This is a genomic window from Streptomyces sp. NPDC020917 (assembly GCF_044333795.1).
In the GTDB taxonomy this organism is placed as follows: domain Bacteria; phylum Actinomycetota; class Actinomycetes; order Streptomycetales; family Streptomycetaceae; genus Actinacidiphila.
In genome coordinates, this window is sequence record NZ_JBIRRR010000025.1 from 12,816 (window position 1) to 39,234 (window position 26,419).

Genomic DNA, 26,419 nt, shown 5'->3' on the forward strand with positions numbered 1-26,419 from the left:
CCCCGCGCGCTCTCGCGCACCCCGCAGCCCGCGCCACCGCACATCCGAACTGCCCCGGAGGAGATCAGCATGAGCCGCAGTGACGTCCTGGTGGACGCCGACTGGGTCGAGGCCCACATCGACGACCCCAAGGTGGTCATCGTCGAGGTCGACGAGGACACCTCGGCCTACGACAAGAACCACATCAAGAACGCCGTCCGCATCGACTGGAAGAAGGACCTGCAGGACCCGGTCCGCCGCGACTTCGTCGACCAGGCCGGCTTCGAGGCGCTGCTGTCCGCCAAGGGCATCGCCAACGACGACACGGTGGTGCTGTACGGCGGCAACAACAACTGGTTCGCCTCGTACGCCTACTGGTACTTCAAGCTCTACGGCCACGACAGCGTCAAGCTGCTCGACGGCGGCCGCAAGAAGTGGGAGCTGGACTCCCGCGACCTGGTCGCCGCCGTGCCCGAGCGCGCCGCGACCTCGTACACCGCCCAGGCCCAGAACACCGCGATCCGCGCGTTCCGCGACGACGTGGTGGCCGCGATCGGCTCGCTGAACCTGGTCGACGTGCGTTCGCCCGACGAGTTCTCCGGCAAGCTGCTCGCCCCGGCGCACCTGCCGCAGGAGCAGTCGCAGCGCCCCGGCCACGTGCCGAGCGCCCGCAACATCCCGTGGTCGAAGAACGCCAACGACGACGGCACCTTCAAGTCCGACGAGGAGCTCGTCCAGCTGTACAAGGACGAGAACGTCGACCTGGCGAAGGACACCATCGCGTACTGCCGGATCGGCGAGCGCTCCGCGCTCACCTGGTTCGTGCTGCACGAGCTGCTCGACCAGGCGAACGTGAAGAACTACGACGGCTCGTGGACCGAGTACGGCTCGCTCGTCGGTGTTCCGATCGAGCTCGGCGCCAACTGACCCCGATCGACCGAGGCGAGGACTGAACCGTATGTGTGGAGCGAAGGCCGGCGGCCCTGACCTGGCAGGAGTGGACGTGGCGAACGAGACGATCATCCAGGGGTCGGTGACCCGCGACGGCGAGCCGGTCAGCGGCTATGTGCGGCTGCTGGACGGCGGCGGCGAGTTCACCGCCGAGGTGCCGACCTCGGCGACCGGGCAGTTCCGCTTCTTCGCGGCGCCCGGCACCTGGACGCTGCGCGCGCTCGTCCCGGGCGCCACGGTCGACCGCACCGTCGTTGCCCAGCAGGGCGCGGCGGCCGAGGTCGCCATCGCGGTCTGACGCCGGCCGGCGCCGCTGACGGCGCCCGGCGGCAGCGCCGCTCGTGAACGCGAAGGGCCGCACCCCGCGCAAGGGGGTGCGGCCCTTCCCGCGTGTTCCGGTCTCCGGCCGCCGGACGTACCTTTGAAGTGTGTACGCACGCCGTCGTCACTGGTACTTCGCCATGATGGGCACTTGCGTGGTGCTCTTCATCATGGCGTGGGCGGTCGTGCGTCTGTGGTCGGTACCGGCGGCCATCGCCATGTGCCTGACGGCCATGGTCATCCCCCCGGTCGCCGCGATCGTGGCCAACCGGCGCGGTCCCGAGGACCGCTGGTGGGACGAGCCCCGCGGTGACAGCGGCGACCCCGAGTCCGACGCCTGGTGGGCGGAGCTGGACGGAAGCGCCCAGGGCAAGGACCGCAAGAACGGCACCGGCGGCGGCAAGGACGCCAAGGACGGCCGGGACCGCGGTGACGGCCAGGACCACGACGGCCACGGCCAGCCGCCGCGCCGCCGCCCCGACCAGGGCCAGTGACGCCCGTCAGTAGACGAGGGCCTGCACACCGTCCGGCATGATCTCGCTGACGAACACCTGCGCCCCGGCGATCCGCACGCCCTCCAGCACGTCCTTCTCGCCGATCTCGCGGCGCGCCGCGCACTGCGTGCACAGGGTGACCTGCCCGGCGGCGATCACCGCGTCCAGCAGGTCGGGCAGCGGCGCGGAGTGCGGGAGCGCGAACTCCGCGGCCCGGCCCGGCAGCGCGAACCACGCCGACTCACCGGTCAGCCACAGCGACACCTCCACCCCGCTGGCCACCGCCACGGCCGCCACGGTGAACGCCTGCGAGCAGCGCTCGGGCGCATCGGCCCCGGCCGTCACCTTGATCACGAGCTTATTCGCCATGCGCCCAGCCTAGGGGGTGGTATAAATCTGCTTCCGCGCGATCACGCGGAATGCACATGTCAGCCTGGGGGGGCTCTGTGATGGTCGACAACGGCTACCCGTATGCCTGCGGGCCGAACTCGCGCACGGGCGGCGGCAGAAGCGCGCGTCGCGCCGCCGGCGCCGAACGCCCGGTCGCCCAGGACCCCGCGTCCGCCGCGTCGCGGCCGGCTCCCCGCTGAGCTGTACGTTCCTCTTCCCGGAGTGGCTCTTGTCCCAGAACACCCCTGTGCCTGAACCGGCACCCCTTGTGCTTGAACCGGCATATCCGGTGCCTGAACCGGCACCGCCCCTGCCCGAACCGATGGCGCCCGCGCCGTCGCACGACCGGACCGAACCGCCGGCCGTGCGACCGCGGCGCCGCGGCCGCACCACCCTGCTGATCGCGAGCGCCGCGGTGCTCGGCGTGCTGGCCGGCGGCGGGCTCGGCTACCGCATCCAGCAGCAGCGCACGCCCACGCCCCTGCCGCCGCTGACCGGCCGCCCGCTCGCCCAGCCGAACGGAGCGGGCCCGGCCGCCGCCGCGCTGCCCGTGAGCCAGGACCGCGCCGCGGTCTACGGGGGCGACCTGCTCAAGCTGCTCGTTCCCACGCCCAAGGGCGCCAAGGAGGGGGAGCGCGGCTGGGAGTCGCTGGCCGCTTACAGCGAGAACTTCACCAAGCCCGGGACCGCCTTCGTGGAGTTCTCCGGGGACGACTTCCAGCGCGCGGTGAACGCCATGTGGCTGGAGCACCACGACACGGTCGTCAGCGTCGAGTTGGCGCAGTTCCGCGACGACGCCGCCCCCTCCGCCCCGCGCCGGATGTCCGACCAGAGCCTCTACAACGACGCCGACGACGAGCTGGCGGACGGCGAGGACGTCCCCGGAACGATGGACGGCAAGGTCTGGGGCTCGGCCAAGCCGCACCGGATCGACGGCTCCGTGACCGCGTACTCGGCCAGGGGCATGGCCCGGATCGGCAACATCGTCGTCGACGTGTCCTTCATCTCCGCCCGGCCCGTGAAGGCCGCCACGGTCGCGGCCCTCGTCACCCGGCAACTGGAGCGGCTGTGACCGACACCACCGAGGTTCCCGTTCCCCGCGGCAGGCGCCGCATCGCGCTCTTCACCGCTGCCGCGCTCGTGGCGGTCGCCGCCGCCGGCGGTGTCGGCTACGCGGTGCTGCACCATGGCGGGCCGGACGGCGTGCGGGCCGGTCACACCGCGGCGGCGACGCCCTGGCCCGAACCGACCCCGAGTGCCACGAAGGCGTTCGGCGCGCGCTCCGGCGGCAGCCACTACGGCAGCCTCAGTCTCCTGCTCCTGCCGGTGCCCGACGGCTACCGCCTCGGCCCGGATGTGCAGGCGTTCGGCAACGATGCCGTGCTCGACGCGCACCAGGCCCAGGATCTGGTCAAGGGCGATGTGACGAGCCTGCCGGCCAAGGAGCGCAAGGCCGTCCAGTCGGGGGTGGACGGCCTCCGCATCGAGGGCGCCGGCCTGCGCACCTACACCCAGCACGACGAGCGGCTGGTCGTCCAGATGGCGATCGTGCAGATGCGGAACAAGGACGCGGCCCGGTCGGTGACGACGTTCTTCACGCAGTTCACGCGGGCGATGGGGGTCTTCAGGACCGGCCCGAGGATCGCCGGCCACCCGCAGGCCACCTGCGTCCTGCCGCCCAAGAAGTCGGGTGCCCAGCTCGACGCGATGTTCTGCCAGGCCACCGAGGGGGACCTGATGGTCAAGATGACGGTCAACGGCACGCTGCCGCTGGACAAGGCCGCGGCGGCCGACCTGCTGCGCAGGCAACTGGACCGTGTCCGGGACCCGGGGCAGGCGGTCTGATGCACGAGATCGCACCTGAAGGAGCGCCCGAGCCGGCGCCGGTGCCGGGAGCGGCGCCGGAAGCAGCGCTGGAAGCGGTGGCCGGTGCCACGCCCCCGGCCGCGCCCGTGGCCCCGCCCGAACCCGCACCCGCGGCCGAGCACCTTGCGGCGTCCGGGGAGGTTCCGGCCGCCGGGCCGCGGGCGGGGCGCCGGGTACTGCGCGCGGCGATGCGCTGGACCGCCGCCGTCCTGGTCTTCGCCGCGCTCGGCGGCGCGACCGCGTACGCCGTCACCCAGCCGGAACGGACCCGGATCCCGGGGCTGCGGACGCCGGACGACGGCCGGTGGACGTACCCGCCGATCGCCCTGCCGAAGCTGCCCGCGGGCAGGGCGAGGCCGTTCGCCGACGCCAACCCCGGTCACCACCACTACGCCGACGTGCGCTCGCTGCTGCTGCCCGCGCCGGTCGGCGCGACGCCCGATCGCGCCGTGCCCGGTCCGGCCGGCTGGTTGCCGACCGACGCCTGGCTCGGCCTGTTCCAGGTCTCCGACGACTACCTGCGCAAGACCCAGGCCGCCCAACTGCGCGAGCAGGGCCTGCGGCACATCGCCGCCCGCTCGTGGACGTCGCCCGACGGCACGCGCACCGACGTCTACCTGCTGCAGTTCCTGAGTTCGGGCTACGCCGACCTGTACGCGCCGAGCATCGGTGCCGAGCGCCTCAAGGGCGCCGAGAACACGGCCAAGGACTCCGGCGTGGCCTCGAAGGCGATCCCCTCCGGCATCACGGTCGAGGCGTCGGCCGAGTCGCCGCCGTACGGCGCGACCGCGACCCGGTACGCGTTCCTGCACGCCGGCGACGTGATCGGGCTGGTCGTGCAGAGCCGCAAGGGCCCGGTCGCCGGAGTGCCGTTCCGCCAGACGGTCCGCCTGCAGGCCCAGCTGCTGGGCTGAACGGGCCGCCCGGGCACGGGCCCCGCCGCGTGCCCGGGCGACGACCTGAGCCGCACGTCACGCGGGCTGGCCGCGCCCGGGCCCGGGCCGCCGACTAGACTCGTGCGCGGCCCTGACCGCCCGCCCCTCCGAGGAGCACGTCCCGTGGCAATCGAGTACTACTTCGACGCCCTGCTGATCCTGATCTGCCTGGCCGTCGCCGCGTTCACGCTCTACGCGGTGAAGAAGCTCTACCAGGGTCAGCGCTGACATGATCGAGATCCCCTCGGACCTGCACCCCGAGCTGGTCCCGCTGGCGTTCCTGCTGGGTGAGTGGTCGGGCGCGGGCGTGCACGACTTCCCGGGCGCCGAGAAGTGCAACTTCGGGCAGGAGCTGTCCTTCACGCACGACGGACGGCCGTTCCTGGAGTACACCTCGCACACCTGGGTGCTGGACGCCGAGGGCAACAAGGTCCGGCCGCTGGAGTCCGAGAGCGGGTACTGGCGGATCGACGCCGAGCGCAAGGTGGACGTCACCACCACGCGCGACGAGGGCGTCGTGGAGATCTGGACCGGCGAGCTGGCCGAGGGCAAGCCGCAGATCGACCTGATCACCGACACGGCGGCGCGGCTGCCGGAGGCCCCGGAGTACAGCGGCGGCAAGCGGCTGTACGGGTACGTCAACGGCGACCTGATGTGGGTGGGCGAGAAGGCCACGCCGTCGGTGCCGATGCGCGCCTACATGTCCGCGCACCTGAAGAAGGTCGTGGACCCGCGGGAGTGGGCCGCCGACCTCAAGGACCTGCCGGACGACGGCATCGCCTTCTTCAAGTAGACCGCCCTCCTCGCCTGCATCGCCTTGCCCAAGCCGGGGGAGAGCGCCGCGGGCCGGGCCCGCGCTGTTACCCCGTGCCTACACTTGCCGTGTGGCGAGCACCGACTGGAAGAGCGATCTGCGGCAGCGCGGCTACCGGCTGACCCCGCAGCGCCAGCTTGTCCTGGAGGCCGTCGGCCACCTGGAGCACGCGACGCCCGACGGCATCCTGTGCGAGGTCCGCAAGACCGCCTCCGGAGTGAACATCTCCACCGTCTACCGCACGCTGGAGCTGCTCGAGGAGCTGGGCCTGGTCAGCCATGCCCACCTCGGCCACGGCGCGCCCACCTACCACCTGGCGGACCGGCACGACCACATGCACCTGGTGTGCCGGGACTGCGACGCGGTGACGGAGGCGTCCGTGGAACTGGCCGAGCCCCTCAAGGAGGGGCTGCGCGAGCAGTTCGGCTTCGAGACGGACATGAAGCACTTCGCGATCTTCGGCCGCTGCCGGGACTGCACCCGCAAGGCAGCCGACGGCCAGGACTGACCGCCGGCCTGCAACGGCCGCCCGTCAGCCTGCCGGTGGACCGGCCTCATCCTCGCGGGGCAGGCCGGTCGTACGCTTGACGGCATGACGAAGAGCCCTTTGCTGTCGCTGCCCGGCGCCGTCCCCGCAGAAGGCCCTGACGAGGGGGTCGCCGCCCACTACGGCGACCTCTTCCGCGAGCAGCGCGCGCTCGCGGACGGCACCGGGTTCGTGGACCTCTCACACCGCGGTGTCGTGACCGTCAGCGGGGAGGACCGGCTGTCCTGGCTGCACCTGCTGCTCACCCAGCACGTGGAGCAGCTGCCGCCGCACCAGGCCGCCGAAGCCCTGATCCTGTCCGCGCACGGCCACATCGAGCACGCCCTGTACCTGGTCGACGACGGCGCCACCACGTGGATGCACGTCGAGCCCGGCACCCAGGAGGCGCTGCTGGCCTACCTGGAGAGCATGAAGTTCTTCTACCGGGTGGAGACCGCGGACGTCACCGACCGGTACGCGGTGGTCCACCTGCCTGCCGGGTCGATCACCGAGGTCCCGCAGGAGTGGACCGTGCGCGAGACGGCGTACGGCCGGGACGTGTTCGTGCCCCGCGACCTCCTGGAGGAGTGGACCGCGCAGGCCGGCCCGGCGATCGGGGTGCTGGCCCACGAGGCGCTGCGGATCGAGGCGCACCGGCCGCGGCTCGGGCTGGAGACCGACCACCGCACCATCCCGCACGAGGTGGGCTGGCTGGAGACCGCCGTGCACCTGGACAAGGGCTGCTACCGCGGTCAGGAGACCGTCGCCCGCGTGCACAACCTCGGCCGCCCGCCGCGCCGGCTGGTCTTCCTGCACCTGGACGGCAGCGAGGTGCGGCTGCCCGCGCACGGCGCGCCCGTGCGGGTCGCGGAGACCGGCCCGGACGGCGAGCTGGGCCGCGCCATCGGCTTCATCACCTCGTCCGCGCGGCACTGGGAGCTGGGCCCCATCGCGCTGGCCCTGGTCAAGCGGAACACCCCGGAGCGGGCGACGCTGCTGGCCGAGGACACGGCGGCGGCGCAGGAGACGGTCGTCGCCCCCTGACGCCTCGGAGCGCCTCCCCGCGCTCGACCGGCTCCCGGCTCAGATCTCCACGACGACGGTGAACGGGCCCTCGTTGGTCAGCGACACCTTCATGTCCGCGCCGAACACGCCGGTCTCGACGGTCGCGCCCAGCTTCCGCAGCTGGGCGACGACCTCGTCGACCAGCGGTTCGGCGATCGGCCCCGGCGCGGCCGCGTTCCAGGTGGGCCTGCGCCCCTTCCGGGCGTCACCGTAAAGCGTGAACTGGCTGATGACGAGCAGCGGGCCGCCGATGTCGGAGCACGACTGCTCGTCGGGCAGGATGCGCAGCGTCCACAGCTTGCGGGCCAGCGCGGCCGCCTTCTCCACGGTGTCGTCGTGCGTCACGCCCACCAGGACGCACAGTCCCGGTCCTGTGACGGCGCCGACGGTCTTCCCGTCGACGACGACCTTCGCCTCACTCACCCGCTGGGCCACTGCTCGCATGCCGCCATTGTGGCGTGGGCCCCCGCGCGTCCCTCACACGGGTGAGGGGGGCGCACGGGGTGGCGCGGGTACGCCCGGTCGGCGGGCTCGCACAACTGTTGCGACGGCCGTTCGGGTGCCATGTCGCTGCGGGGTGTCAGCGGCAAGTGGCAGCATCGATTCCGGGTCGCGGCGCGCCCGCAGCGAGGAGGGGACGACAGGTATGACCACACCCGGCACTGGAGAGACTCCCGGCACCGCCGTACCAGGACCCACGGCGGCGTCCGGCGCCGCCGGACCGACGGCCGCCGTCCCGACGGCGCCCACCAGGAAGGGCCATCACATGCTGAAGGCCGACGCCCGGGGCCCGCTGCGCCCGCCCGCACCGCGGAGCCCGCTCGTGGACATCCCGACGCCCGACCTCGCCCGGCTGGACCTGGCCGCGCTGCGCGCCCTGCGCCGCGACGCCCAGCAGGAGGAGGCCGACCTGTCCTACCTGCGGCGGATGCTGCACGGGCGGATCGACATCCTCCAGGCGGAACTGCACCGCCGCGACGGCTCCGCCGGGACCTCCGGCGCCCTGGGCACCGCCACGCTCGGCGTTCCCGCCGGGCCCGGCCCCTCCGCGGTCGTCCCCGGGCCCGCCGTCCCCGGGTCCCCGGGCGCCCGGCCCGCCGCCGACGGACCGCTCGTCGACCGGCTCTCCGAGATCCTCGCCGACGGCCCCTCGCGGGTCCGGTCCTCGGCCCGGCACGTGACGCTCGGCACCCCGCTGACCGAGCGCGTCAGGGCACTGGCCGAGGAGATGCTCTCCGAGGTCGAGCTGTCCGACCTCGACGCCCGCACCGACCCCGAACTCGACGTGGCCATGGACCGGCTGGTGCGGTACGAGCAGCAGGTCTCCAAGCGCCGCCACGCCCTGCAGCAGACCGTGGACGGCTGCTCGGCCGAGATCACCCGGCGGTACCGCGAGGGCGAGGCACGGGTCGAGGACCTGCTCGCCGACGGCTGACCTGCGGCCGGGTCTGCGCGTCCGTCTGCGGGCGGTGGCCCGGCGGTTGAGCCGGGCGGTTAATCGGATGCAGGGCGGCGAGGCGCTCGCCTAGCGTGCGGGCATGACCCTTGAGACCCGCACGCTGGACGAATCCGACGTGGCCGCCTGGGTGCGCGCCCTGGGGACGGGGTTCCACCGGGCGCCGTCCGTGACGGACGAGGAAGTGGCGGCACGCCGTCCCGGCTTCGATCTCGCGCGCACCCGCGGCGCCTTCGACCAGGGCCGCTGCGTCGCGACCTTCCGCAGCATGCCGCGTGAACTGACCGTGCCGGGCGGGGCGTTCGTCGCCGCCTCGGCGATCACCAACGTCGCCGTCACGGCGACCCACCGCCGACGCGGCCTGGCCAGCCGGATGATGGCGGCCGACCTGGCCGACGCGAAGGAGCGCGGCGAGGCGGTGGCCATCCTGGTCGCCGCGGAGTACCCGATCTACGGGCGGTTCGGATTCGGCCCGGCCACCTGGGTGGTGGACTGGGAGGTGAACGTCCCGCGGGCCGCGATGGACGGCCGTTACGCCGGGCCGACGGACGGCGGCCGGGTCGACCTCGCCGACATCGCGGAGGTCCGCAAGGCCGGGCCCGCCCTGCACGAGCGGGTGCGCGCCCTGACGCCGGGCGCCATCAGCCGCGACGCCCGCTGGTGGGACGTCGTCACCGGCGAGATCCAGTTCCCCTCCCAGCCGTGGACCGAGCCGTTCGTCGCGCTGCACCGCGACGAGCACGGCGAGGTCCAGGGCCTCGTCGCGTACCGGACCACCGACCACCCCTGGCCGGGCAAGCTGCCCCGGGTCGACGCCCAGGTGCTGCAGCTGATCGCCGCCACACCGGCCGCCGAGCAGGCGCTGTGGCGCTTCCTGCTGTCGCTGGACTGGGTGACGATGATCAACACCGGTCACCGCGCCCCGGACGACGTGCTGCCGCTGCTGCTGGGCGACCCGCGCGCCGCGCAGACCGAGACGCACGCGGACTTCATGTGGCTGCGGATGCTCGACGTCCCCGTCGCGCTGTCGGCGCGCACCTACGGCGGGGCCCCCGCCCGCCTGGTGCTGGAGGTGCGGGACGGCGCCGGGCTGGCCGGCGGCCGCTTCGTCCTGGAGACCGACGCGACCGGTGCCGGCCGGTGCACGGCCGCCTCCCCCGCGGACGCGGCCGACCTCGTCCTCGATGTCGCGGACCTGGGATGCCTCTACCTCGGCGACGAGTCGGCGTCCCGACTGGCCGCACTGGGCCGGGTGACCGAACACCGCCCGGGCGCGGTCCGTTCGGCCGACACCTTGTTCCGTACGGCGCGCAGGCCCTGGTGCCCGGAGGTCTTCTGACCTGCCGCCGTGTCGTCCGCGGACTCACTGCGCCAGCAGCAGCGCCAGTGCGGTGAGTCCGATGGCCGTGCAGGTGGTGTTGCGGGACTTGTGCCCCCAGGTGACGAGCCCGACCGCGACCATTCCGGCCGCGCCGTACCGCCACTGGACAAGTTGTTCGCACGCGTAGGCACACAAGCTGAGAACGAGCATGACCGGTCCCTCCTTCGTGACGCCCTGCTTCGTGGCTTCGTGCTGAAGGCGGGTGGTGCGGTGCGTCCCCGTACGTCCTTGGACGGGAAGTTGCGACCCCCGAGTTGAGGTTGGATCATTCAACTTGCCGGTTCCGTAGGCTAGTTGAATGAGTTCTCTCATTCAAGGGTGTGCCCGGTTGCCTGAGATCGGTAAACTCAGGTCAAGCAAGCAGTCCTGGATGAGGGGAAGTTGGTAGCGTAGTGACGTGAACGAGGAAGAGCAGGAAGTCACGGGCGCTCATCGACCGCCGTACCTGCACATCGCGGACGTGCTGCGCGGTGAGATCCACGACGGCGTCTTCCGCGTGGGTGAACGCCTCCCTCCGCAGGCGGAGTTGGAGCAGCGCTTCAACGTCTCCCGTCCCACCGTCCAGCGCGCCCTGACCGAACTCCGCAGGGCCGGCTACCTCGACAACCAGCGCGGACGCGCGGCGGAGGTGCTGGACTGGAAGGCCGCGAGCACCCCGCCGCCGCCCCCCCAGGGAATGCCCGGGCCCACTTTCCAGATCCTGGACCGCTTCGTCGCCGAGGCATTCGAGGCCGAGGACGTCACCATCGACGCGTACTCGCTCTCCGCCGAGACCCTCAGCAGTGCCCTTGCCGCGCCCTTGAACCGGGTCATAGCCCGCGAGTTGAACCCGAAGTCGATCCGGTTGCGGCTCCTGCTACCCACGTCGGATGCCATTCTGGGGATTCCCCGCTTGGTCGACGGCGAGGAGGAGTGGCCGCTGGCGCGGCTGCGTGAGCTGTTGGGGGCCCAAGTCGTCTCGCTCACCAGCGCCTTCCGCCGGGTGACGGACGTGCGGGCGGAGATCGTCCAGTCGGTGCAGTTGAGCGTGGTTCCGGTCACCCCGCTCCACAAGCTGTACATCCTCAACGGACGATCCGCGCTCTCGGGCTTCTACCGCGTGGTCAGGCGAGACATCAGCTACCGGGAGCACGAGGGGGAGATCTTCGACGTCCTCGGGGTCGGGGCGGTGCTGTTCCCGTACCGCGCCGATCCGGACGACACCGGCAGCCACGGCTCGCGCTTCGTCGAGGAGAGCCAGGAGTGGTTCGACTCTCTGTGGACCACCATCGCCCAGCCGCTGCAACCGTTCGGCTGATCCTCCAGCCATCCTCCAGCGCCTCACCTGTCCGGGTTACAACCCCGTGCCGGAAGCTGACAAAGGGCTGGCAACGGCGGTGGTGCGCCTTATCGTGGGCCCTTTCGGGTGTGACGTCGGCCCAAGAAGGGTAAGAGAGCGACCTTGACCGCGAGGGCGACCATGCGGGGGACCTCCCAACAGGCGCAGGTGGGCGTTGTGGGAGCGGATCGGGTGGAGGGCCCGCTCAAGGGCAACCACCACCGGACCTTCGCCGTCCGGGTCGACACCTCCTCGGCGCTCGCCAAGGAGTTCCGGTGGCTCAAGCTGCGGGAGCCGCGGGACGGAGTGCTCTGGTACGACATGCGGTGGTTCCCGTCCGAGGACGTGGTGCTGCGGTTGCTGCGCGAGCCTTTCGGGGATGTGGTCCGCCGCGTCCCGCGGGTCTGCGACGAGCAGGTGCAGGCCGGACCGCCACCGGTGCTCATCGCCCTCATCCAGTTCATCGAGGGCGCCACCTTGGACAGGGTGCGCGGCGGGCGTGCCGGCCGCGTCGCGGAGAGGTTCCTCCGGCAGATCGAGGAGCTGTTCGCGGCGCTCGCCTCCGTCGACGCCGATCGCTTCGTGGAGTACGGCAGTCCCGTGGTCGCGGGGTGCGCGGACTGCAACCTCGCGGCGTATCCCGAGCACGGAGGGTCCAGCCAGTTCCTGAGCCGGCTCCTGCACTTCACCTTCAGCCACGCGTACGACCAGCAGCGGCAGGACATGGACGACCTGCTGACGGACCTGGGCGTACCCCCGGAGAAGCTGGGGGAATTCGCCGGACGCCGACCCGAGTTGACCGACCGGCCGCGCAAGTTGCTCCACGGCGACCTGCACCGGAAGAACTTCGTGGTCGATCGTGCGGGCGCGCTGTGGACCATCGACTGGGAACTGGCCCTGGTCGGCGACCCGTTGTACGACCTCGCCACCCATCTGCACCTCATGGGCTATCCCGCGGACCAGGAGGCGGAGGTCATCGCGTGCTGGGAGCGCGCGGTGGGTCCGGACGCCGCTGCGGGCGCCCGGGACGACCTGCCGCACTACCGCGCCTACAAGCGCGTCCAGTCGCTGTGCACCGACGTGCTGAGGGCCACCGCCCGTCTGACGGCCGCCGACGGATCGGAGGTGGAGGCTCCGGCGGTGGGGATCGCTGCCGGTTCTTCGGTGGCCGGGCCCGCTGCCGGCCCCGCGCGCCTGGCCGGCGCCCCCGAGCGGCTCCGTGCCGCCGCTGTCGTGGTGGGCAGGGCGCTCGAGGCGGCGCGGCCTCATCTGGAGCTGGACAAGACCCTGCCGCTGCCGGCCGTCGAACTCGCGCTGCAGGCGTTCCTCCAGCGGACCGGGCGCCGTTAGCCGAAGCCGCGCTCTGGTCTTCGACGGTCCGGCCCGTGACACTCGTCAAGTGACTTCTCAGTACAACCAGTCGGGCGACGCGACGTGGGGCGACCTCTCGCCGGAGGTTCTCCTGAACAGGGCAACCTGCCTGCTCTGGGACTTCGACGGTCCGTTGTGCCGGCTCTTCGCCAGGCACCCGGCACGGGACATCGCCGTCACGCTGTGCGATCTTCTGGTCGATCTGGGGCTGCCCGCTCAGGCGGTCGAGTGGTCGGAGGCCACAGACCCGCACCGGATACTGAGATCCGCAGACCTTCTCAGCGTGTTCCCCCTCCTTGAACGGCGGATGGCCGAAGAGGAGATCGAAGCCGCGTCCAAGGCCGAACCGACGCTTGGCGCGGCGAAGTTCGCGGAGCTGATGCACCGGAGCGGGCGTCTGCTCGCCATCACCACGAACAACGCGCCGGAGGCCGTGGACAACTACCTGAACGCGCACCGCTTGAAGGACCTCTTCGGGCCCCGGATATTCGGCCGGCGCACCGACGACCCGCGGTGGATGAAGCCCCATCCCGACTGCCTGGACCGGGCCGTGCGGGAGCTCGGTGCCGCGCGGGACCGGTGCCTGATGATCGGCGACTCGGTCATGGACGCCATGGCGGCCGACGCGGCGGGCATACCGTTTCTCGGCTACGCGCGTAACGAGGAGCGGTCCCGGCGGCTGCGGGAAGGGGCGCCGGCACCGCACGGCGTGATCGGGATGGGCCCGCTGATCACGGCCGCGCTGAACGTCACCGCTCTTCCCGGGCCGCCGCCGGGCCCGGGATCCTGAACAGGCTCGGTGGTCGTGCGGTCACTGCAGGCCCAGGGACATCCACTTCTCCGGGTTGCTGAGGGGCTCGAAGCCGATCTTGGCGTAGACGCCGTGGGCGTCGTCGGTGGCCAGGAGGATGCGGCGCAGGCCGAAGGGGGAGAGGTGGTCGCGGGCGGCGGCCACCAGCGCGGTGCCGAGGCCGTGGCCGCGGGCCTCGCGGGCGACGTAGACGTCGCAGAGCCAGGCGAACGTCGCCTGGTCGGTGATCACCCGGGCGTAGCCGTGCTGCTCGCCCGACTCCGCGTGGTACGCACCGAAGTTGAGGGAGCCGGCCATCGCCGCCTCCTGCTTGGCGAGGGTGCGGCCGCGCGCCCAGTAGGCGTCGGTGGACAGCCACTGGTGGATGCGGGGGACGTCGAGGCGGGCCGGGTCCGCGGATATCTCGTACATGGACCGAAGAGTAGAGCTGCTTAAGAGTGCCATGCACGACATTTCACTGGACCTTCCGCGAGGGGCCGGGTGACACTCGCAGACATGATCCACGTACCGCTGATCACCCCGTTCGGGTCCGCCGGGCAGGTGGACACCGCGGCCCTGGAAGGGCTCGCGCACCAGGTGCTCGACGACGGCGCGACCGGGCTCGTCGCCCTGGGGACGACCGCCGAGGCGGCGGCCCTGGACGGCGACGAGCGCCGCGCGGTCACCGCGGTCGTCGGCCGGGTCTGCCGGGAGCGCGGCGCCCGCTTCACCGTCGGCGTCGCCGGCGGCGCCACCCGCACCACGGCCCGCGAGCTGGCCGCCCTCGCCGACCTGCCGGTACGGCCGGACGCCGCCCTGGTGACCGTCCCGTCGTTCACCCGTCCGGGCGAACAGGGCGTGATCGCCCACTTCCGCGCGCTGGCCGCCGCCGCGCCGGTGCCGCTGATCGCCTACCACGTGGTGCTGCGCACCGGGCAGCCGCTGAGCCTGGCCGCGCTGCGCGAGCTGGCCGCGATCCCGGGCGTCACCGGCATGAAGTACGCCACCGGCGCGGTCGACGCGGAGATCGTCGCGCTGCTCGGCGACCGGCCGGCCGCGGGCTTCGAGCTGCTCGCCGGGGACGACCAGTTCGCCCCCGCCCTGCTGGCGCTGGGCGCCGACGGCGCCATCGCCGCCTCCGCGCACCTGGCCACCGCCCGCTGGGCGGAACTGGCCGCGACCGGCGACCGGGCGCTCGGCCACCGGCTGGCGGCCCTGAGCGCCGCGCTCTTCCGCGAGCCGAACCCGACCGTGATCAAGGCCGCGCTGCACGCCCACGGCCGGATCCCGACCCCGGACGTGCGGCTGCCGCTGCTGCCCGCGGGGCCCGGCAGCCGGGACGCCGCGCTGGACCTGCTCGCCGCCCTGGAGCCGCTCGCGACCGGGCCACGTCTCGGCACGTGAAATCCCGCATCGCCCTCCTCCCGGGCCGGGGGATACTCGAAGCGGCGGCGTCGGCCCGGGCCGGGACCAGCGCCGCCGGGAGCGCACCACCAGATCGGAGAGAGACCGCATGAGGATCGGAATCGTCGGAGCGACCGGACAGGTCGGCGGGGTCGTGCGCAGCGTGCTGGCCGAGCGGAAGTTCCCGGTGACGCAGCTGCGGCTGTTCGCGTCCGCCAGGTCGGCCGGGAAGACGCTGCCGTGGGCGGACGGCGAGGTCGTCGTCGAGGACGCCGCCACCGCGGACTACACCGGCCTGGACATCGTGATCTTCTCCGCCGGCGGCGGCACCTCCCGGGACCTCGCCGAGAAGGTGGCGGGCCAGGGCGCGGTGGTGATCGACAACTCCTCCGCGTGGCGCCGCGACCCGGACGTGCCGCTGATCGTCTCCGAGGTGAACCCGCACGCCCTCGCCGACCGCCCCAAGGGCATCATCGCCAACCCGAACTGCACCACCATGGCCGCGATGCCGGTGCTGCGCCCGCTGCACGAGGAGGCCGGGCTGATCGCCCTGGTGGCCACCACGTACCAGGCGGTGTCCGGGTCCGGGCTGGCCGGCGTCGCCGAGCTGCACGGCCAGGCGTCCGAGGTCACCGGGAGCGCCGACCGCCTCACCTTCGACGGCGCGGCCGTCGCGTTCCCCGAGCCGTCCGTCTACCAGCGCCCCATCGCCTACAACGTGGTCCCGCTGGCCGGGAACCTGGTCGACGACGGCAGCTTCGAGACCGACGAGGAGCAGAAGCTCCGCAACGAGTCCCGCAAGATCCTGGAGATCCCGGACCTCAAGGTGTCCGGCACCTGCGTCCGCGTCCCGGTCTTCTCCGGGCACTCGCTGCAGGTCAACGCCCGGTTCGCGCGGCCGATCAGCGTCGAGCGGGCCTACGAGCTGCTGGCCGACGCGCCCGGCGTGGAGCTCTCGGAGATCCCCACCCCGCTGCAGGCCGCCGGCAACGACCCGTCCTACGTCGGCCGGATCCGCGTCGACGAGACGGTGGACAACGGCCTGGCCCTCTTCCTGTCCAACGACAACCTCCGCAAGGGCGCGGCGCTCAACGCGGTGCAGATCGCGGAGCTGGTGGCCGCCGAGCTCACGGCCGCGCGGGCCTGAGCCCTCCCGCAGACGGTCCAGGGTCCGAACCGGCGTCGCACACGACCGGCCGGGGCGCACGCGGACCGGCCGGGCGCGGCCCCACCCGCACGGGCGGGGCCGCGCTCAGCCGGCGGCCAGCAGCCGGAAGGCGGCCAGCACGCACTCCGTCTGGAGCTCCACCTGCTCCGGCACCGGCACCCACGCCAGGTCGTGGCCGACCGCCAGCTCGTCCGCCCAGCGCAGCAGCAGCCGCTCGCACTCCGCGCGCGTCCTGGCCGGGCCCTCGCCCGGCAGCCCGGCGAGCAGCCGGAGCAGGGTGCCGGTCGCACGCAGCGAGATCCGGCGGGCCGCGATGTCCAGCGCGGTGACGTGCGCCAGGGTCAGCGGGACCGGCGCCGGGTGCAGGGCCTCCCAGTCGTCGGCGACCTGCGGGCAGATGTCCACCAGCCCGGAGGCCAGGCGCAGCAGCGTCTCCGGCCACGGCCCGGACCCGGGCTCGTACGGTCCGCAGGACCCCGCTCCCGCGGACGGCAGCAGCGCCCCGACGTCGTCCAGCAGTGCGCGGGTGCGGTCCGACTGGCGGCGCAGCAGCCCGGCCAGGGCGGCCAGCGCGCGCCCCGGGTCCGGGTGCGGCGCGGTGTCGGCGACCCGGCGGCTGGCCCACATCGGCACCTCGAACAGCGCGGTCATCCCGCCGTACCGGTGCGGCCGCACCCAGGTGGACCGGGTGACGTCCTCGGGCAGGCTCGGGAACTGCATCGGGCGGCCCGGCTCCGGCATCACGTAGACGCCGGGCCCCGACACCGTCCAGTACAGCGCGTCGTACGTGCCCGTCTGCACCGGCACGTCCCGCTCGGCGGACAGCTTCCCGAGCGGCTCGGCCAGACCCGGGATGTCGCGGGTCAGCTGGATCCACGAGCCGCCGAGGTCGTTGCCGTGCAACGAGCACTGCAGGAACGGCCGCAGCTCGTCGATCACGTCGAACAGCGCCTGTGACTCCGGTAGTTGGTCACCCGCGGGCCGCACCGACGGTGCCCACTCGGGCTGTTCGTCCGGCGGCGGCCGGTACGAGTGCCGGAAGTGGGAGGCGGGCGTGCGGCGTACCGCCGGGCCCTCCTCGCTGCGCACGGTGCCGTCCGGGTCCAGGCAGAGCAGGAAGTGCCAGGACGCGTCGGCCCGCGCGTGCAGGTCCGGGTCCACCGCGACCCGTTCGGCCAGCCGCAGCGCGGTCGCCGGGCCGATCCGCTCGTCGGAGTGGGGCGCCGCCACCACCAGGACGTTGCGCCGCCCGCGCCCCGCGGACAGCAGGTGCAGCGGGCGTCCTTCGCGCGACTTCCCCACCTGCCGCAGCGTGCAGAGCCGCGGGTGGAACCGCGCGAACGCGGAGGCCGCCGCAGCGACCCCCGCGACGCTGGGATAGGCGTCGGCCATCGCCGACGTCACGTGCCGTTGGAGTTGCTGTCGCCGGTGGTCTCCTTCTTGTCCAGTGGGCGGATGACGATCGTGGTTGCCACGAGATCTCCTCTCTGTACAAGTCGGGTGGCGCGCAGGGTAGTCGTTGTATCACCCCGGGTTGTCCCCCACGCCTTGCCAAGGCTGCGGCGGCCCGGCGACAGTGTCAAGGGGCGCTACTGCCACCGGGGTTGTGCCGCAGGTAGCGACCGAGCCGAAGGGGGCGCCGCTGTCGACGAGGAGAACGCGCGGCCCCGGGGCACCAGGGGGCCGGGCACGCTCGGCGCGCGACAGCGGGGCGGAACACCCGGAGGCGAGGGCGCGGCAGGAAGGCCGGCGTGGTCGCGAGGCAAGGGGGAGCCGGGTGACGGTACTTCCGGACGGATACGGGGAAGCGCGGACGAGGGCGGGGGAACTGAGTCGGCCGCGGATCAAACCGGAGCACCGCCCGTACCGCACGGTCGACGGCAACGTGCGGATCGGCAGTGTCATCTACGGGATCGGCGCGGAGGTCCAGGACCCCGACGGCTGGGTCTGGACGCTCACCCAGATGATGGACGGCACACGCACCGCGGAGCAGGTCGCCGAAGGAGTGACGCTTCGCCATCCGGCGGTGCCGCTCGGCGACGTCTGGTCGGCGATGGCCGACCTGCGCGAGGCCGGTTTCGTCGAGGACGCCGACGCGCCCTTACCCGCCGGCCTGTCACCCCGGGACCTGGTCCGGCACGCCCGCGGGGCCGCGCTGCTGCGCTGGATGGACCTCAGCCCGCGGGCCAGCCCCTGGAGCGCCCAACTGCGCCTGAACCGGGCCCGCGTCCTGGTCCTCGGCGTCGGCGGAACGGGCGGCGCCGCCGCACAGATCCTGGTCGCCTCCGGCGTCGGACAGCTCCACGCGGTCGACCCCGACGTGGTCGAACTGTCCAATCTCAACCGTCAGTTGCTCTACCGCGAGACGGACATCGGGCGGCCCAAGACGGAAGCCGCACTGGCCGCGCTGCGCGCCCTCAACTCCGACGTCACGGTGACCGGGGAACGGCGCGAGGTCCGCGGCCCCGACGACCTCGCCGACCTCCTCACCGGCGGCCCCGCCCCCTACGACCTGCTGGTCCTCGGCGCGGACCGCCCCGCCGACATCCGCCGCTGGGCCAACCGGGTCTGCCTCGCGCTCGGCACCCCCTGGGTCGAGGGAGGCTACCGCGGCCCCCTGGTAACCGCGGGCGTCCACGTCCCCGGCGACGGCCCCTGCTGGGAATGCCAGCGCGCCGGCGAGGCCGAACGCCGCGATCTGCGGCTCCGGCCCGGCGAGGACGAGGAGGCGGCGTCCCCCCGCATGCCGTGGAACCCCGCCAACGCCGTCACCGCCGGCCTCTCCGGCACCCTCGTCGCCCACGCCGCCCTCGCCCTCCTCACCGGCGTCCCCCCGATGCGCCCGGGCTTCCGCTACGGCATCAACCTCATGGCCCTCCAGGACCCCGTCCTCCAACGCCACCCCCGCCGCCCGAACTGCGAGGCATGCGGCGGCACTTACGGGGAGGGGGAGGGGTAGGGCGATGGGGGTGGCGTTGGAGGGTGGACGGAGTGGGTGGGTGTGGGGGGTGGGGGTAGCTCGCAGGGTGGACGGATCGGCTGGGCGTGATCGGTGCGGGTAGCTCGTCGGGTGGACGATTCGGCTGAAGGTGATCGGTTGCCGTAGTCCGCAGAGTGGACGTCCTGGCCCCTTATTGCCGCGCCCTCGCCTCCGGGCCCTTAGACCCGGTGTCTGCCGGTCGATCGTGCTCGCTCGCTGCGCTCACTGCGCGCGTTCTCCCTCTAGACACCGGCGGGCCCTTCGGCTCGGGCGCTACAAAAACGGGTGAGGCAGGACGCTTCGGATGTTCGCTGGGTTCGCTGTCTGGGTGACCCTGGACTAGACCGTATGGAGGGCCGGCGCCTCGCTCGTAAGTTGGCGCGGGTTGCCGTCACATTGGGGTGTGACGGTAGAGCCGCAATTACGGGAGGCGCCGGTGCTGTTCGAGCGTACGTGTGTCGGGCTGGACGTTCACGCGCGGTCGATCGTTGCGTGTGCGATTGACGCCGTGTCGGGGGAGGTCCGGTCGTTGCGGCTGTCGCCGAAGACCGATGCCGTGCTGGCATGGGTGTTGTCGCTGGACGGCCCGGTGGCGGTGACCTATGAGGCCGGGCCGACCGGGTTCGGGCTGGCCAGGGCGTTATCGGGGGCGGGTGTTCGGTGCGTGGTGGTGGCACCGTCGAAGATCGAACGACCGCCGGGAGACCGGGTCAAGACCGATCGCCGGGACGCCGAACGCCTCGCACGGCTGCTGCGGATCGGAGAGCTACCCGCGGTGCGGGTGCCCACCGAGGCCGAGGAAGCCGCCCGGGACCTGGTGCGCGCGCGTGAAGACGCCCGGGGAGACCTGATGCGGGCCCGGCACCGGCTGTCGAAGCTGTTGCTGCGCCAGGGCTTGCTCTGGGAGGGATCCGCATGGACGGCGGAGCACGAGAGCTGGCTGCGGTCGCTGTCTTTTGAGCGGGTCGGGGTGCGGCTGGCCTTCGACGAGGCCTTCGATGCTGTCCTGAACGTGCGGGCACGCCGGGCGCGGCTGGATCGGGCGATCGAGGAGATGGCCGCGGCAGAGCCGTTCGCCCCGGTGGTGGCCCGGCTGGGCTGCCTGCGCGGGGTCGGCACGCTGACCGCGTTCGGACTGAGCGTGGAAGTCGCGGACTGGCACCGGTTCACCGGATCGAGCATTGGCGCCTACCTCGGCCTGGTCCCGGCCGAGTACTCCAGCGGCGGCCGCCGGGCCCAAGGACCGATCACCAAGACCGGTAACAGCCACGCCCGCCGCCTGCTGGTGGAGTCGGCCTGGCACCATCGCAAGCCCTACCGACTCAGCCGCGAGCTGATCCGCCGCCGCGACGGACAGCCGCCAGCGGTTCGGGACCGAGCCGAGCGCGGTAACCGCAGGCTGCACCAGAGATGGGCACGTCTGGACGCGCGCGGTAAACGGCCCACCGTGACCGCGGTGGCCGTCGCACGCGAACTGGCCGGCTGGTGCTGGAGCCTGGCCGTGATGGACAACAACCACTGACCCCGACCTGAACCCCACAAAGCCGCCGGCGGGAGGGCCGGTGCGTGTCCAGGCAGCGCGAGGAGCGACCCGCGATACAGCTATGAGCAGCCACACCGGGCAACCAGCGCGGCCACGCTCGACCCTAGATCCGCGGAACGCTCCCGACGAACATTCGGTCATGCGGTAACCAACCCGCGGATATCAGTCTGACCGCGCGTCGAGCCGACACGCCTCCCACGCACCGCCTCCCGCCGGCCCCACACATCCCTGAACAGGCGCGATGACCACACATCGAGCCACTTCAGCACGCCCACTTGACGAACAAGCCCTCCATATCAGTTGTCTGGGGTGCCCCATAGGCCCGCACCAATGCTCCCGGGTACGCCGGTGTAGGCATCGAGCCAAAGGGCCCGCCGGTGTCTAGAGGGAGAACGCGCGCAGGCCCGTGAGGAACGAGCGGGCCGAGCACGATCGACCGGCAGACACCGGGTCTAAGGGCCCGGCGGCGAGAGGCCGGCAAAAAAGGGGCCAGGACGTTCACTCTGCGGACTACGTCCACCGATCACGTTCAGCTGATCCGTTCACCCTGCGAGCTACCCGCACCGATCACGTTCAGCTGATCCGTTCACCTTTCGAGCTACCCCCACCCCCCCCACGAGCCCGCCCCCTCACATCACCAACCCCACAGCCGCCAGGACCGTGCGGGCTTGGAGTTCGATCTGGTCGGGGATGGGGACCCAGCGGGCGTCGGTGGTGGTGATGAGGTCGCGGGCGCCGGCGTCGATGCGGCGTTCGAGGCGGGAGCGCAGGCGGGCGGGTTCGCTGCTGGGGTCCTCGTCGAGGCGGGCCTCGTCCAGGAGGCGCAGGAGCATGCCGGCGGCGCGCAGCGGGATGCGGCGGGCGGCGATGTCGAGGGCCGCGATGTGGGCCATGGTCAGGGGGACGGGGGACTGCGTCGCGAGGCGCTCGAACTCGTCGGCGAGGCCGGGGAACGCCCCGACGGCCTGCTCGATGCCCCGCATGACCGGGCCGGCGGTCGGGCCGGCCTGCTGGAGGAGGGGCAGGGCGCGTTCCAGGGAGACGGCCGCGGCCGCGCCGTCCTTGCGGAGGCGGGCGCCGAGGACGGTGACGGCGTGGGCGGGGTCGGGGTGCGGCGTCGGGTCGGCGACTTTGCGGGTGGCCCACATGGGCACCTCCACCAGGGCGGTGAGCCCGCCGTAGAGGTGCGGGCGGCTCCAGGTGGAGCCGTCCGCGGCTTCCGGCTCGCTGCCGAAGCGTTCCTGCTCGCCGCGCGGCGGCAGCACGAAGACGCCGGGCCCGGCGCCCTGCCAGAACAGGGCGTCGAACGTCCCGGTCTGCACGGGGACGTCGAGTTCTGCGGCGTACTTGCCGAACGGCTCGGCCAGGCCCGGGATGTCGGCGGTCAGCTGCACCCAGCTGCCGCCGACGTCCGTGCCGTGCAGCGAGCACTGCAGCACCGGGCGCAGCTCGTCGATGATCGCCAGGAGGGCGATGGTCTCCGGGAGTTCCTCGCGCGGGGTGCGCAACGAGGCGGCCCACTCCGGCTGTTCGGCCGCGTGCGGCCGGAAGGTGTGCCGGAAGTGGACGGCGGGCGGGCGTTCGCCGGCCGGCCCGTTCTCGTTGAGCACGGTGCCGTCCGGGTCGAGGCACAGCAGGAAGTCCCAGGTGACGTCGGCCTCGGCGAACCGCCGGCGCTCGTGCACGGCCTGCTCGGCCAGCCAGAGCGCGGTCGCGCCGCCGGCCTGCTCGTCGGGGTGCGGTCCTGCGACGACCAGGATCCGGCGCCTGCCGTGCCCGACCGACAGCAGCCACAGCGGCCGTCCGGCGCGCGATTCCCCGGCGAGCCGCATCCGGCACAGGTCGGGGTGCCGCATGCTCAGGATGCGGGCCGCCGCCGCGACACCTGACACGGTCGGGTACGCGTCTGGCCCGCGCATGACGGCTCCTCCTCGGCGTCCACATTCGACGTGCAACCGGTTGCCGGCCCGAACCAGCTGTCGTGCACGGGAACTGACGGTGATGAAGAGGTGCCGCCCCGCGCACAGTTCAGACTCTGCGGGCGGACTGCGGGTGTCAAGGGCGCACCGTGGCGGCCGGCGCGGTGCGGGCGCGGGCGATGTCGGGGCCGCGGTACATGTCCTCGGGGATGGTGGCCAGCGCCGACGGGCGCAGCCGGCTGCCGAGCCCGTACAGCTCCTGGAAACTCATCAGCAGCGGACGCCACTTGTCGGGGTCGATGCGCCGGTCGCTGCCGGCCATCCTGATGCCGTCGTGCACCAGGACCCGCTGGATGCGGACCTCGAACACGGTGATGCCGCCGCGCTGCCGGGGATCGTCGTCGGCGAGCGGGTGCGTCGCCTCCACGACCGCCTCCATGGCCACCGGGCACTCGGCGGCCCGCGGCGGGCCGACCGTCTCGGACGCCAGCGGCGTGAGCCCGGCCCGGCCGAACTTGTCGCCGACGTACCGGTATCCGCGGGCTGCCTTGCCTTCGGGTACGGGGTCGGTGCCGGTGGTGAGGGCGAGCCGGTCGACGGCGTCGGCGAGCGAGTCGTCCGGCAGGTTGAGCACGACCTCGCGTTCGCGCACCAGGTTGCGGGCGGTCTGCGAGCGCGCGCCGAGGCCGAGCATGCCGCGCCAGCCGAGCCAGAACGCCGAGGACATCGGGGCCAGGTTGGGGCTGCCGTCCTCGTTGAGGGTGGACAGCAGGACGACGGGCGTACCGAAGTAGAGGATGCCCGGCTCGATCCGGCTGTGCGGGTCGTGGCCGGAGCCGTCCCCGGCCAGGGGGCGCGCGGTCGGGATGCTCGTGGTCAGGTCTTCCGTGGTCATGCCGCCAGTCTTGCCGCGGGCAGCCCGCTGAGCTGGCGGGAATCGGACCTCGCGCCCCCGTGCGACCCGCTGCGTCAGGAGGCAGCGTAGCGGAGGACGGCGACCCGCCCGTCGAGGGTGCGGGTGTCGACGAGGTCCAGGCCGGCGCGCTCCTTCTGGTGCGTGAACAGGCGCGGTCCGCCGCCGAGGACGACCGGGTGCACGGCGATCACCCACTCGTCGAGCAGGCCGGCCGCGGCCAGGTGGGAGGCGAGCTCGGTGCCGCCGGTCAGCAGGATGTCCCTGCCGGGCTCGGCCTTGAGCGCCGCGACCTCCTCGATGGCCTCGCCGCGCAGCACCCGCACGTCGTCGTCCGGCTGCGGCAGGGTGCGGGAGACCACGACCTTGCGCATCGCCCGCCACCTGGGGGCGAACTTCCGTACGTGCGGGTCGTCGGCGACGTCCTCGGCGTGCGGCCAGAACGCGGCCATCATCTGCCACACCACCCGCCCGTACAGGAACGTGTCGACGCCCTCGTCGAGTTCGTCGACGTAGGCGGACAACTCCGGTCCCATCCGGGGCCAGTCGAACTCGCCCGCGGGGCCCGAGATGAACCCGTCGACCGAGATGTGCACCAGGTAGATGATCTTGCGCATGCCGGCTGCTCCTCGCCGCTCCTCGCGCCCCCTCGGGCGCTCTCACTCACGCGTCGATCGGGCACGTCCCGGATCGACATCCGGCGCCGGCTTTTCCACCGCCTGTGGACGGAGACGAGGAGCGCGGACGGAACCTGCGCGAGCTGGAGTCGGGACAGGCCGGGCTCGCGGCTCGATGCCCCCGGCCCGCGGACGGCACAGCCCGAGGCTCCGCACGCCCACCCCTGCCCTCGAACGGAACGAGGCCCCACCCGCCCCAGCCCCGGCCTGCGGGTGGGGCGGACGGGAGGCGCGGCCCGCGGGCGCCCCGGGTTCGGGATCCGGACGGGTCCGGCGGCGGGTGGGCGCGGGCAGCGGGCGCCAGTCGAGGCCCGACCTACGGACACGACGGGCCTGGGATCCGGCCCGGCCAGCCCCGGCCCGCGGACGGCACAGGCCAGGGACCCGGACGGTCCCGCCCGCGGCCCGCGACCCCGGGTCTCAAGGGGGCGGCCGCGGGTCGTTCGGCGGGGCGGCGCCGGCCGGGAAGCGGGGTCAGTCGAGTTCGCGCGGTCCGTAGAGTGCCGCCGGGGCGCCCGTGGACAGGGCCCAGTAGCGGTCGCCGTAGGACCAGTGCCACCACTCCGTGGGGTAGTTGACGAGGCCGGCCGCGGTCAGGGCGGCGGACAGGATCGCGCGGTTGGCGCGGGCGCCGGCCGAGAGGCCGGGCGCGCCGGTGTAGCAGGCGCCGCCGCTCTCCTCGGGGTCGGCGTTGATGCGGGTGCCCATGTCCACCTCCTGGCCGTCGTCGGTCACCAGGGTGAGGTCGACGGCGGCGCCCGCGCTGTGCGGGGCGATCTCCGGCGGGGAGACGTAGCGGCTCGCGGCATCCCGCAGCCTGTCCGCGGGCCAGCCGGGGTTGGCCGCGCGCAGTCGCGCCGCGTAGCCCTCGAAGTAGGTGCGCTGCAGCGCCGGCGGGCGGTAGCCCTCGACGAACAGCAGGCGCAGTCCGGCCGGCAGGCGGCCCTGGGCGTCGAGCAGCCGGGCGAGCACGTCCGCGCGCAGGTGCGCGAACGCGCCCTCGGGGTCGTCGCGCCGGGCGTCCACCCGCAGCGCGCCGTCCCGTCGCACGTCGACCAGCGGCTCCCCGCACTCCGCCACGGGTATCGCCGCGACCTTCGGGTCCGACATCAGGATGATCGTTTCCATCGTCCGATCATCGCTCACGCACGTGTCCGCGCAGGAGGGTCCCTCGTCCCGGCACGTCGCGGCTGTGTCACACTCTCGCCCCATGACAAGCCAGACGATCACAGCGGCGGCGTCCGGAACGTGGCGCCTCGGGGACCTGACGGTGCACCGCATGGGCTTCGGGGCGATGCGGCTCACCGAGGGGCCCGGCGGCGTCCCCAGCGACCGGGAGCGGGCGATCGGCGTGCTGCGCCGGGCCATCGAGCTGGGCGTGAACCACATCGACACCGCGGCGTTCTACTTCTCGCCGCTGCGGTCGGCGAACGAGCTGGTCAACAAGGCGCTGGGCGGCCCCTACCCGGAGGACCTGGTGATCGCCACCAAGGTCGGGCCGGGCCGCGACCCGTCGGGGGAGTGGCTGCCGCTGGCCCGGCCCGACCAGCTGCGCGGCCAGGTCGAGGAGAACCTGCGGCAGCTGGGCCGGGACCACCTGGACGTGGTGAACCTGCGGATGCTCGGGCCGCAGCCGCTGTCCGAGCACTTCGGGGTGCTGGCCGAGCTGCGCCGGGCCGGGCTGATCCGGCACCTGGGGGTGTCCACGGTGCGGCCGCACCAGCTGGCCGAGGCGCTGGCCATCGCGCCGGTGGTGTGCGTGCAGAACCGGTTCGGGCTCGGCGGCCGGCTCGACGGCAGTGACGAGATCCTCGCCGAGTGCGGCCGGCGCGGCATCGCGTTCGTGCCGTTCTTCGCGATCGCCGGCGACGGGCGCGAGGCGGGTGCGGCGTCCGGCCGCGCGGACGGCCCGGCCGTCCTGGCGGCGGCCCGGGCCCACGGGGTGACGCCCGCGCAGATCCGCCTCGCCTGGACGCTGCACCAGGGTCCGCACGTGCTGGCCATCCCCGGCACCGGCGACCCCGCGCACCTCGTCGAGAACGTCGCCGCCGGCGCCGTCCGGCTCACGCCCGCCGAAGTGGCCGCCCTCGACGCCGAGGCGGCCGGCTGACCGGGGGCGAACGCGCGCCGACCGGGCCGCACTTTCGGGGGCCGGGGC

The 26,419-nt window shown here is 73.1% G+C and carries 27 protein-coding genes and 1 pseudogene; 19 read left to right on the forward strand and 9 right to left on the reverse strand.

Annotation, left to right across the window (positions count from 1 at the left end; all coding sequences use genetic code 11):
* Positions 1 to 69 precede the first annotated feature (69 nt).
* From ACH4TG_RS35705 to ACH4TG_RS35715, 3 genes and pseudogenes are all read left to right on the forward strand, one after another.
* Positions 70 to 906 (forward strand): sulfurtransferase, encoded by an 837-nt coding sequence (locus ACH4TG_RS35705; protein ID WP_398246828.1) that lies wholly within the window; start codon positions 70 to 72, stop codon positions 904 to 906.
* 31 nt (positions 907 to 937) lie between these two features.
* A complete protein-coding gene (locus tag ACH4TG_RS35710) occupies positions 938 to 1,228 on the forward strand; it encodes a DUF1416 domain-containing protein (RefSeq protein ID WP_069466740.1) in 291 nt (96 codons plus the stop codon).
* A 130-nt stretch (positions 1,229 to 1,358) separates the two neighbouring features.
* Positions 1,359 to 1,610, forward strand: a pseudogene (locus tag ACH4TG_RS35715) (DUF3099 domain-containing protein); the annotation flags it as partial.
* Positions 1,611 to 1,751: 141 nt separating this feature from the next.
* Here ACH4TG_RS35715 and ACH4TG_RS35720 read toward each other — a convergent pair.
* Positions 1,752 to 2,114: a DsrE family protein gene (locus ACH4TG_RS35720; RefSeq protein WP_398246829.1), complete on the reverse strand. Its 363-nt coding sequence runs from the start codon at positions 2,112 to 2,114 to the stop codon at positions 1,752 to 1,754.
* Positions 2,115 to 2,499: 385 nt separating this feature from the next.
* Between ACH4TG_RS35720 and ACH4TG_RS35725 the strand changes: the two genes are divergently transcribed.
* The 6 genes from ACH4TG_RS35725 to ACH4TG_RS35750 all read left to right on the forward strand — a co-directional run bounded on the left by ACH4TG_RS35725 (position 2,500) and on the right by ACH4TG_RS35750 (position 7,320).
* The gene (locus ACH4TG_RS35725; protein ID WP_398246830.1) at positions 2,500 to 3,207 is read left to right on the forward strand and encodes a hypothetical protein; all 708 of its coding nucleotides are present in this window, start codon (positions 2,500 to 2,502) and stop codon (positions 3,205 to 3,207) included.
* A complete protein-coding gene (locus ACH4TG_RS35730) occupies positions 3,204 to 3,980 on the forward strand; it encodes a hypothetical protein (protein ID WP_398246831.1) in 777 nt (258 codons plus the stop codon). Before ACH4TG_RS35725 ends, ACH4TG_RS35730 begins: the two co-directional genes overlap by 4 nt.
* Positions 3,980 to 4,915 carry a hypothetical protein gene (locus ACH4TG_RS35735; protein ID WP_398246832.1) on the forward strand — a complete coding sequence of 312 codons (936 nt, stop codon included), beginning with the start codon at positions 3,980 to 3,982 and terminating at the stop codon, positions 4,913 to 4,915. Before ACH4TG_RS35730 ends, ACH4TG_RS35735 begins: the two co-directional genes overlap by 1 nt.
* 250 nt (positions 4,916 to 5,165) lie before the next feature.
* Positions 5,166 to 5,729: an FABP family protein gene (locus tag ACH4TG_RS35740; protein WP_398246833.1), complete on the forward strand. Its 564-nt coding sequence runs from the start codon at positions 5,166 to 5,168 to the stop codon at positions 5,727 to 5,729.
* Positions 5,730 to 5,820: 91 nt separating this feature from the next.
* Positions 5,821 to 6,258 carry a Fur family transcriptional regulator gene (locus tag ACH4TG_RS35745; protein ID WP_398246834.1) on the forward strand — a complete coding sequence of 146 codons (438 nt, stop codon included), beginning with the start codon at positions 5,821 to 5,823 and terminating at the stop codon, positions 6,256 to 6,258.
* 84 nt (positions 6,259 to 6,342) lie between these two features.
* Positions 6,343 to 7,320, forward strand: coding sequence for a YgfZ/GcvT domain-containing protein (locus tag ACH4TG_RS35750; RefSeq protein WP_398246835.1), 978 nt, complete (start codon positions 6,343 to 6,345; stop codon positions 7,318 to 7,320).
* A gap of 39 nt (positions 7,321 to 7,359) precedes the next feature.
* Here the strand turns inward: ACH4TG_RS35750 and dtd are convergent, their stop codons facing one another.
* Positions 7,360 to 7,785, reverse strand: a complete 426-nt coding sequence (gene dtd / locus ACH4TG_RS35755) for a D-aminoacyl-tRNA deacylase (RefSeq protein ID WP_398246836.1) — start codon at positions 7,783 to 7,785, stop codon at positions 7,360 to 7,362.
* Positions 7,786 to 7,987: 202 nt separating this feature from the next.
* Between dtd and ACH4TG_RS35760 the strand changes: the two genes are divergently transcribed.
* The gene (locus ACH4TG_RS35760) at positions 7,988 to 8,776 is read left to right on the forward strand and encodes a hypothetical protein (protein WP_398246837.1); all 789 of its coding nucleotides are present in this window, start codon (positions 7,988 to 7,990) and stop codon (positions 8,774 to 8,776) included.
* A gap of 103 nt (positions 8,777 to 8,879) precedes the next feature.
* Positions 8,880 to 10,136 (forward strand): GNAT family N-acetyltransferase, encoded by a 1,257-nt coding sequence (locus ACH4TG_RS35765; protein WP_398246838.1) that lies wholly within the window; start codon positions 8,880 to 8,882, stop codon positions 10,134 to 10,136.
* A gap of 24 nt (positions 10,137 to 10,160) precedes the next feature.
* Here ACH4TG_RS35765 and ACH4TG_RS35770 read toward each other — a convergent pair whose 3' ends face one another.
* Entirely contained in the window at positions 10,161 to 10,328 is a 168-nt protein-coding gene (locus ACH4TG_RS35770; RefSeq protein WP_398246839.1) for a hypothetical protein, read from the reverse strand.
* 247 nt (positions 10,329 to 10,575) lie between these two features.
* Here ACH4TG_RS35770 and ACH4TG_RS35775 point away from each other — a divergent pair, with 247 nt between their 5' ends.
* The 3 genes from ACH4TG_RS35775 to ACH4TG_RS35785 all read left to right on the forward strand — a co-directional run bounded on the left by ACH4TG_RS35775 (position 10,576) and on the right by ACH4TG_RS35785 (position 13,657).
* Positions 10,576 to 11,475, forward strand: a complete 900-nt coding sequence (locus ACH4TG_RS35775) for a GntR family transcriptional regulator (RefSeq protein WP_398246840.1) — start codon at positions 10,576 to 10,578, stop codon at positions 11,473 to 11,475.
* 198 nt (positions 11,476 to 11,673) lie between these two features.
* Positions 11,674 to 12,846, forward strand: coding sequence for a phosphotransferase (locus ACH4TG_RS35780; RefSeq protein ID WP_398246841.1), 1,173 nt, complete (start codon positions 11,674 to 11,676; stop codon positions 12,844 to 12,846).
* 49 nt (positions 12,847 to 12,895) lie between these two features.
* Complete coding sequence (locus tag ACH4TG_RS35785) at positions 12,896 to 13,657, forward strand: HAD family hydrolase (protein WP_398246842.1); 762 nt, start codon at positions 12,896 to 12,898, stop codon at positions 13,655 to 13,657.
* Positions 13,658 to 13,678: 21 nt separating this feature from the next.
* Here the strand turns inward: ACH4TG_RS35785 and ACH4TG_RS35790 are convergent, their stop codons facing one another.
* On the reverse strand, positions 13,679 to 14,089 hold the full coding sequence (locus ACH4TG_RS35790; RefSeq protein ID WP_398246843.1) for a GNAT family N-acetyltransferase: 411 nt from the start codon (positions 14,087 to 14,089) through the stop codon (positions 13,679 to 13,681).
* An 84-nt stretch (positions 14,090 to 14,173) separates the two neighbouring features.
* Between ACH4TG_RS35790 and ACH4TG_RS35795 the strand changes: the two genes are divergently transcribed.
* Together ACH4TG_RS35795 and ACH4TG_RS35800 are read left to right on the forward strand one after the other, a co-directional pair.
* Complete coding sequence (locus ACH4TG_RS35795) at positions 14,174 to 15,061, forward strand: dihydrodipicolinate synthase family protein (protein WP_398246844.1); 888 nt, start codon at positions 14,174 to 14,176, stop codon at positions 15,059 to 15,061.
* A gap of 109 nt (positions 15,062 to 15,170) precedes the next feature.
* Positions 15,171 to 16,208 (forward strand): aspartate-semialdehyde dehydrogenase, encoded by a 1,038-nt coding sequence (locus tag ACH4TG_RS35800; protein WP_398246845.1) that lies wholly within the window; start codon positions 15,171 to 15,173, stop codon positions 16,206 to 16,208.
* A 105-nt stretch (positions 16,209 to 16,313) separates the two neighbouring features.
* Here ACH4TG_RS35800 and ACH4TG_RS35805 read toward each other — a convergent pair whose 3' ends face one another.
* Complete coding sequence (locus ACH4TG_RS35805; RefSeq protein ID WP_398246846.1) at positions 16,314 to 17,633, reverse strand: M14 family zinc carboxypeptidase; 1,320 nt, start codon at positions 17,631 to 17,633, stop codon at positions 16,314 to 16,316.
* Positions 17,634 to 18,072: 439 nt separating this feature from the next.
* On the opposite strand from ACH4TG_RS35805, the gene ACH4TG_RS35810 reads away from it, so the two are divergent.
* On the forward strand, positions 18,073 to 19,188 hold the full coding sequence (locus ACH4TG_RS35810; RefSeq protein WP_398246965.1) for a ThiF family adenylyltransferase: 1,116 nt from the start codon (positions 18,073 to 18,075) through the stop codon (positions 19,186 to 19,188).
* A gap of 424 nt (positions 19,189 to 19,612) precedes the next feature.
* Positions 19,613 to 20,731, forward strand: coding sequence for an IS110 family transposase (locus ACH4TG_RS35815; protein WP_398246847.1), 1,119 nt, complete (start codon positions 19,613 to 19,615; stop codon positions 20,729 to 20,731).
* A 650-nt stretch (positions 20,732 to 21,381) separates the two neighbouring features.
* Here the strand turns inward: ACH4TG_RS35815 and ACH4TG_RS35820 are convergent.
* The 4 genes from ACH4TG_RS35820 to ACH4TG_RS35835 all read right to left on the reverse strand — a co-directional run bounded on the left by ACH4TG_RS35820 (position 21,382) and on the right by ACH4TG_RS35835 (position 25,389).
* On the reverse strand, positions 21,382 to 22,671 hold the full coding sequence (locus tag ACH4TG_RS35820; protein WP_398246848.1) for a M14 family zinc carboxypeptidase: 1,290 nt from the start codon (positions 22,669 to 22,671) through the stop codon (positions 21,382 to 21,384).
* A gap of 136 nt (positions 22,672 to 22,807) precedes the next feature.
* Entirely contained in the window at positions 22,808 to 23,566 is a 759-nt protein-coding gene (locus ACH4TG_RS35825) for a flavin reductase family protein (protein ID WP_398246849.1), read from the reverse strand.
* Between the two features lie 74 nt (positions 23,567 to 23,640).
* Complete coding sequence (locus ACH4TG_RS35830; RefSeq protein WP_398246850.1) at positions 23,641 to 24,201, reverse strand: dihydrofolate reductase family protein; 561 nt, start codon at positions 24,199 to 24,201, stop codon at positions 23,641 to 23,643.
* A gap of 534 nt (positions 24,202 to 24,735) precedes the next feature.
* Complete coding sequence (locus ACH4TG_RS35835) at positions 24,736 to 25,389, reverse strand: M15 family metallopeptidase (RefSeq protein ID WP_398246851.1); 654 nt, start codon at positions 25,387 to 25,389, stop codon at positions 24,736 to 24,738.
* An 82-nt stretch (positions 25,390 to 25,471) separates the two neighbouring features.
* Here ACH4TG_RS35835 and ACH4TG_RS35840 point away from each other — a divergent pair, with 82 nt between their 5' ends.
* Positions 25,472 to 26,371, forward strand: coding sequence for an aldo/keto reductase (locus ACH4TG_RS35840; RefSeq protein WP_398246852.1), 900 nt, complete (start codon positions 25,472 to 25,474; stop codon positions 26,369 to 26,371).
* The last annotated feature ends 48 nt before the right edge of the window (positions 26,372 to 26,419 follow it).

Bases quoted from the DNA above. Each gene is read 5' to 3' on its own strand.
- ACH4TG_RS35705 (WP_398246828.1), top strand. From the start codon at position 70: ATGAGCCGCAGTGACGTCCTGGTGGACGCCGACTGGGTCGAGGCCCAC.
- ACH4TG_RS35710 (WP_069466740.1), top strand. From the start codon at position 938: ATGTGTGGAGCGAAGGCCGGCGGCCCTGACCTGGCAGGAGTGGACGTG.
- ACH4TG_RS35720 (WP_398246829.1), bottom strand. From the start codon at position 2,114: ATGGCGAATAAGCTCGTGATCAAGGTGACGGCCGGGGCCGATGCGCCC.
- ACH4TG_RS35735 (WP_398246832.1), top strand. From the start codon at position 3,980: ATGCACGAGATCGCACCTGAAGGAGCGCCCGAGCCGGCGCCGGTGCCG.
- ACH4TG_RS35740 (WP_398246833.1), top strand. From the start codon at position 5,166: ATGATCGAGATCCCCTCGGACCTGCACCCCGAGCTGGTCCCGCTGGCG.
- ACH4TG_RS35750 (WP_398246835.1), top strand. From the start codon at position 6,343: ATGACGAAGAGCCCTTTGCTGTCGCTGCCCGGCGCCGTCCCCGCAGAA.
- dtd (WP_398246836.1), bottom strand. From the start codon at position 7,785: ATGCGAGCAGTGGCCCAGCGGGTGAGTGAGGCGAAGGTCGTCGTCGAC.
- ACH4TG_RS35760 (WP_398246837.1), top strand. From the start codon at position 7,988: ATGACCACACCCGGCACTGGAGAGACTCCCGGCACCGCCGTACCAGGA.
- ACH4TG_RS35765 (WP_398246838.1), top strand. From the start codon at position 8,880: ATGACCCTTGAGACCCGCACGCTGGACGAATCCGACGTGGCCGCCTGG.
- ACH4TG_RS35770 (WP_398246839.1), bottom strand. From the start codon at position 10,328: ATGCTCGTTCTCAGCTTGTGTGCCTACGCGTGCGAACAACTTGTCCAG.
- ACH4TG_RS35790 (WP_398246843.1), bottom strand. From the start codon at position 14,089: ATGTACGAGATATCCGCGGACCCGGCCCGCCTCGACGTCCCCCGCATC.
- ACH4TG_RS35795 (WP_398246844.1), top strand. From the start codon at position 14,174: ATGATCCACGTACCGCTGATCACCCCGTTCGGGTCCGCCGGGCAGGTG.
- ACH4TG_RS35800 (WP_398246845.1), top strand. From the start codon at position 15,171: ATGAGGATCGGAATCGTCGGAGCGACCGGACAGGTCGGCGGGGTCGTG.
- ACH4TG_RS35820 (WP_398246848.1), bottom strand. From the start codon at position 22,671: ATGCGCGGGCCAGACGCGTACCCGACCGTGTCAGGTGTCGCGGCGGCG.
- ACH4TG_RS35825 (WP_398246849.1), bottom strand. From the start codon at position 23,566: ATGACCACGGAAGACCTGACCACGAGCATCCCGACCGCGCGCCCCCTG.
- ACH4TG_RS35830 (WP_398246850.1), bottom strand. From the start codon at position 24,201: ATGCGCAAGATCATCTACCTGGTGCACATCTCGGTCGACGGGTTCATC.
- ACH4TG_RS35835 (WP_398246851.1), bottom strand. From the start codon at position 25,389: ATGGAAACGATCATCCTGATGTCGGACCCGAAGGTCGCGGCGATACCC.
- ACH4TG_RS35840 (WP_398246852.1), top strand. From the start codon at position 25,472: ATGACAAGCCAGACGATCACAGCGGCGGCGTCCGGAACGTGGCGCCTC.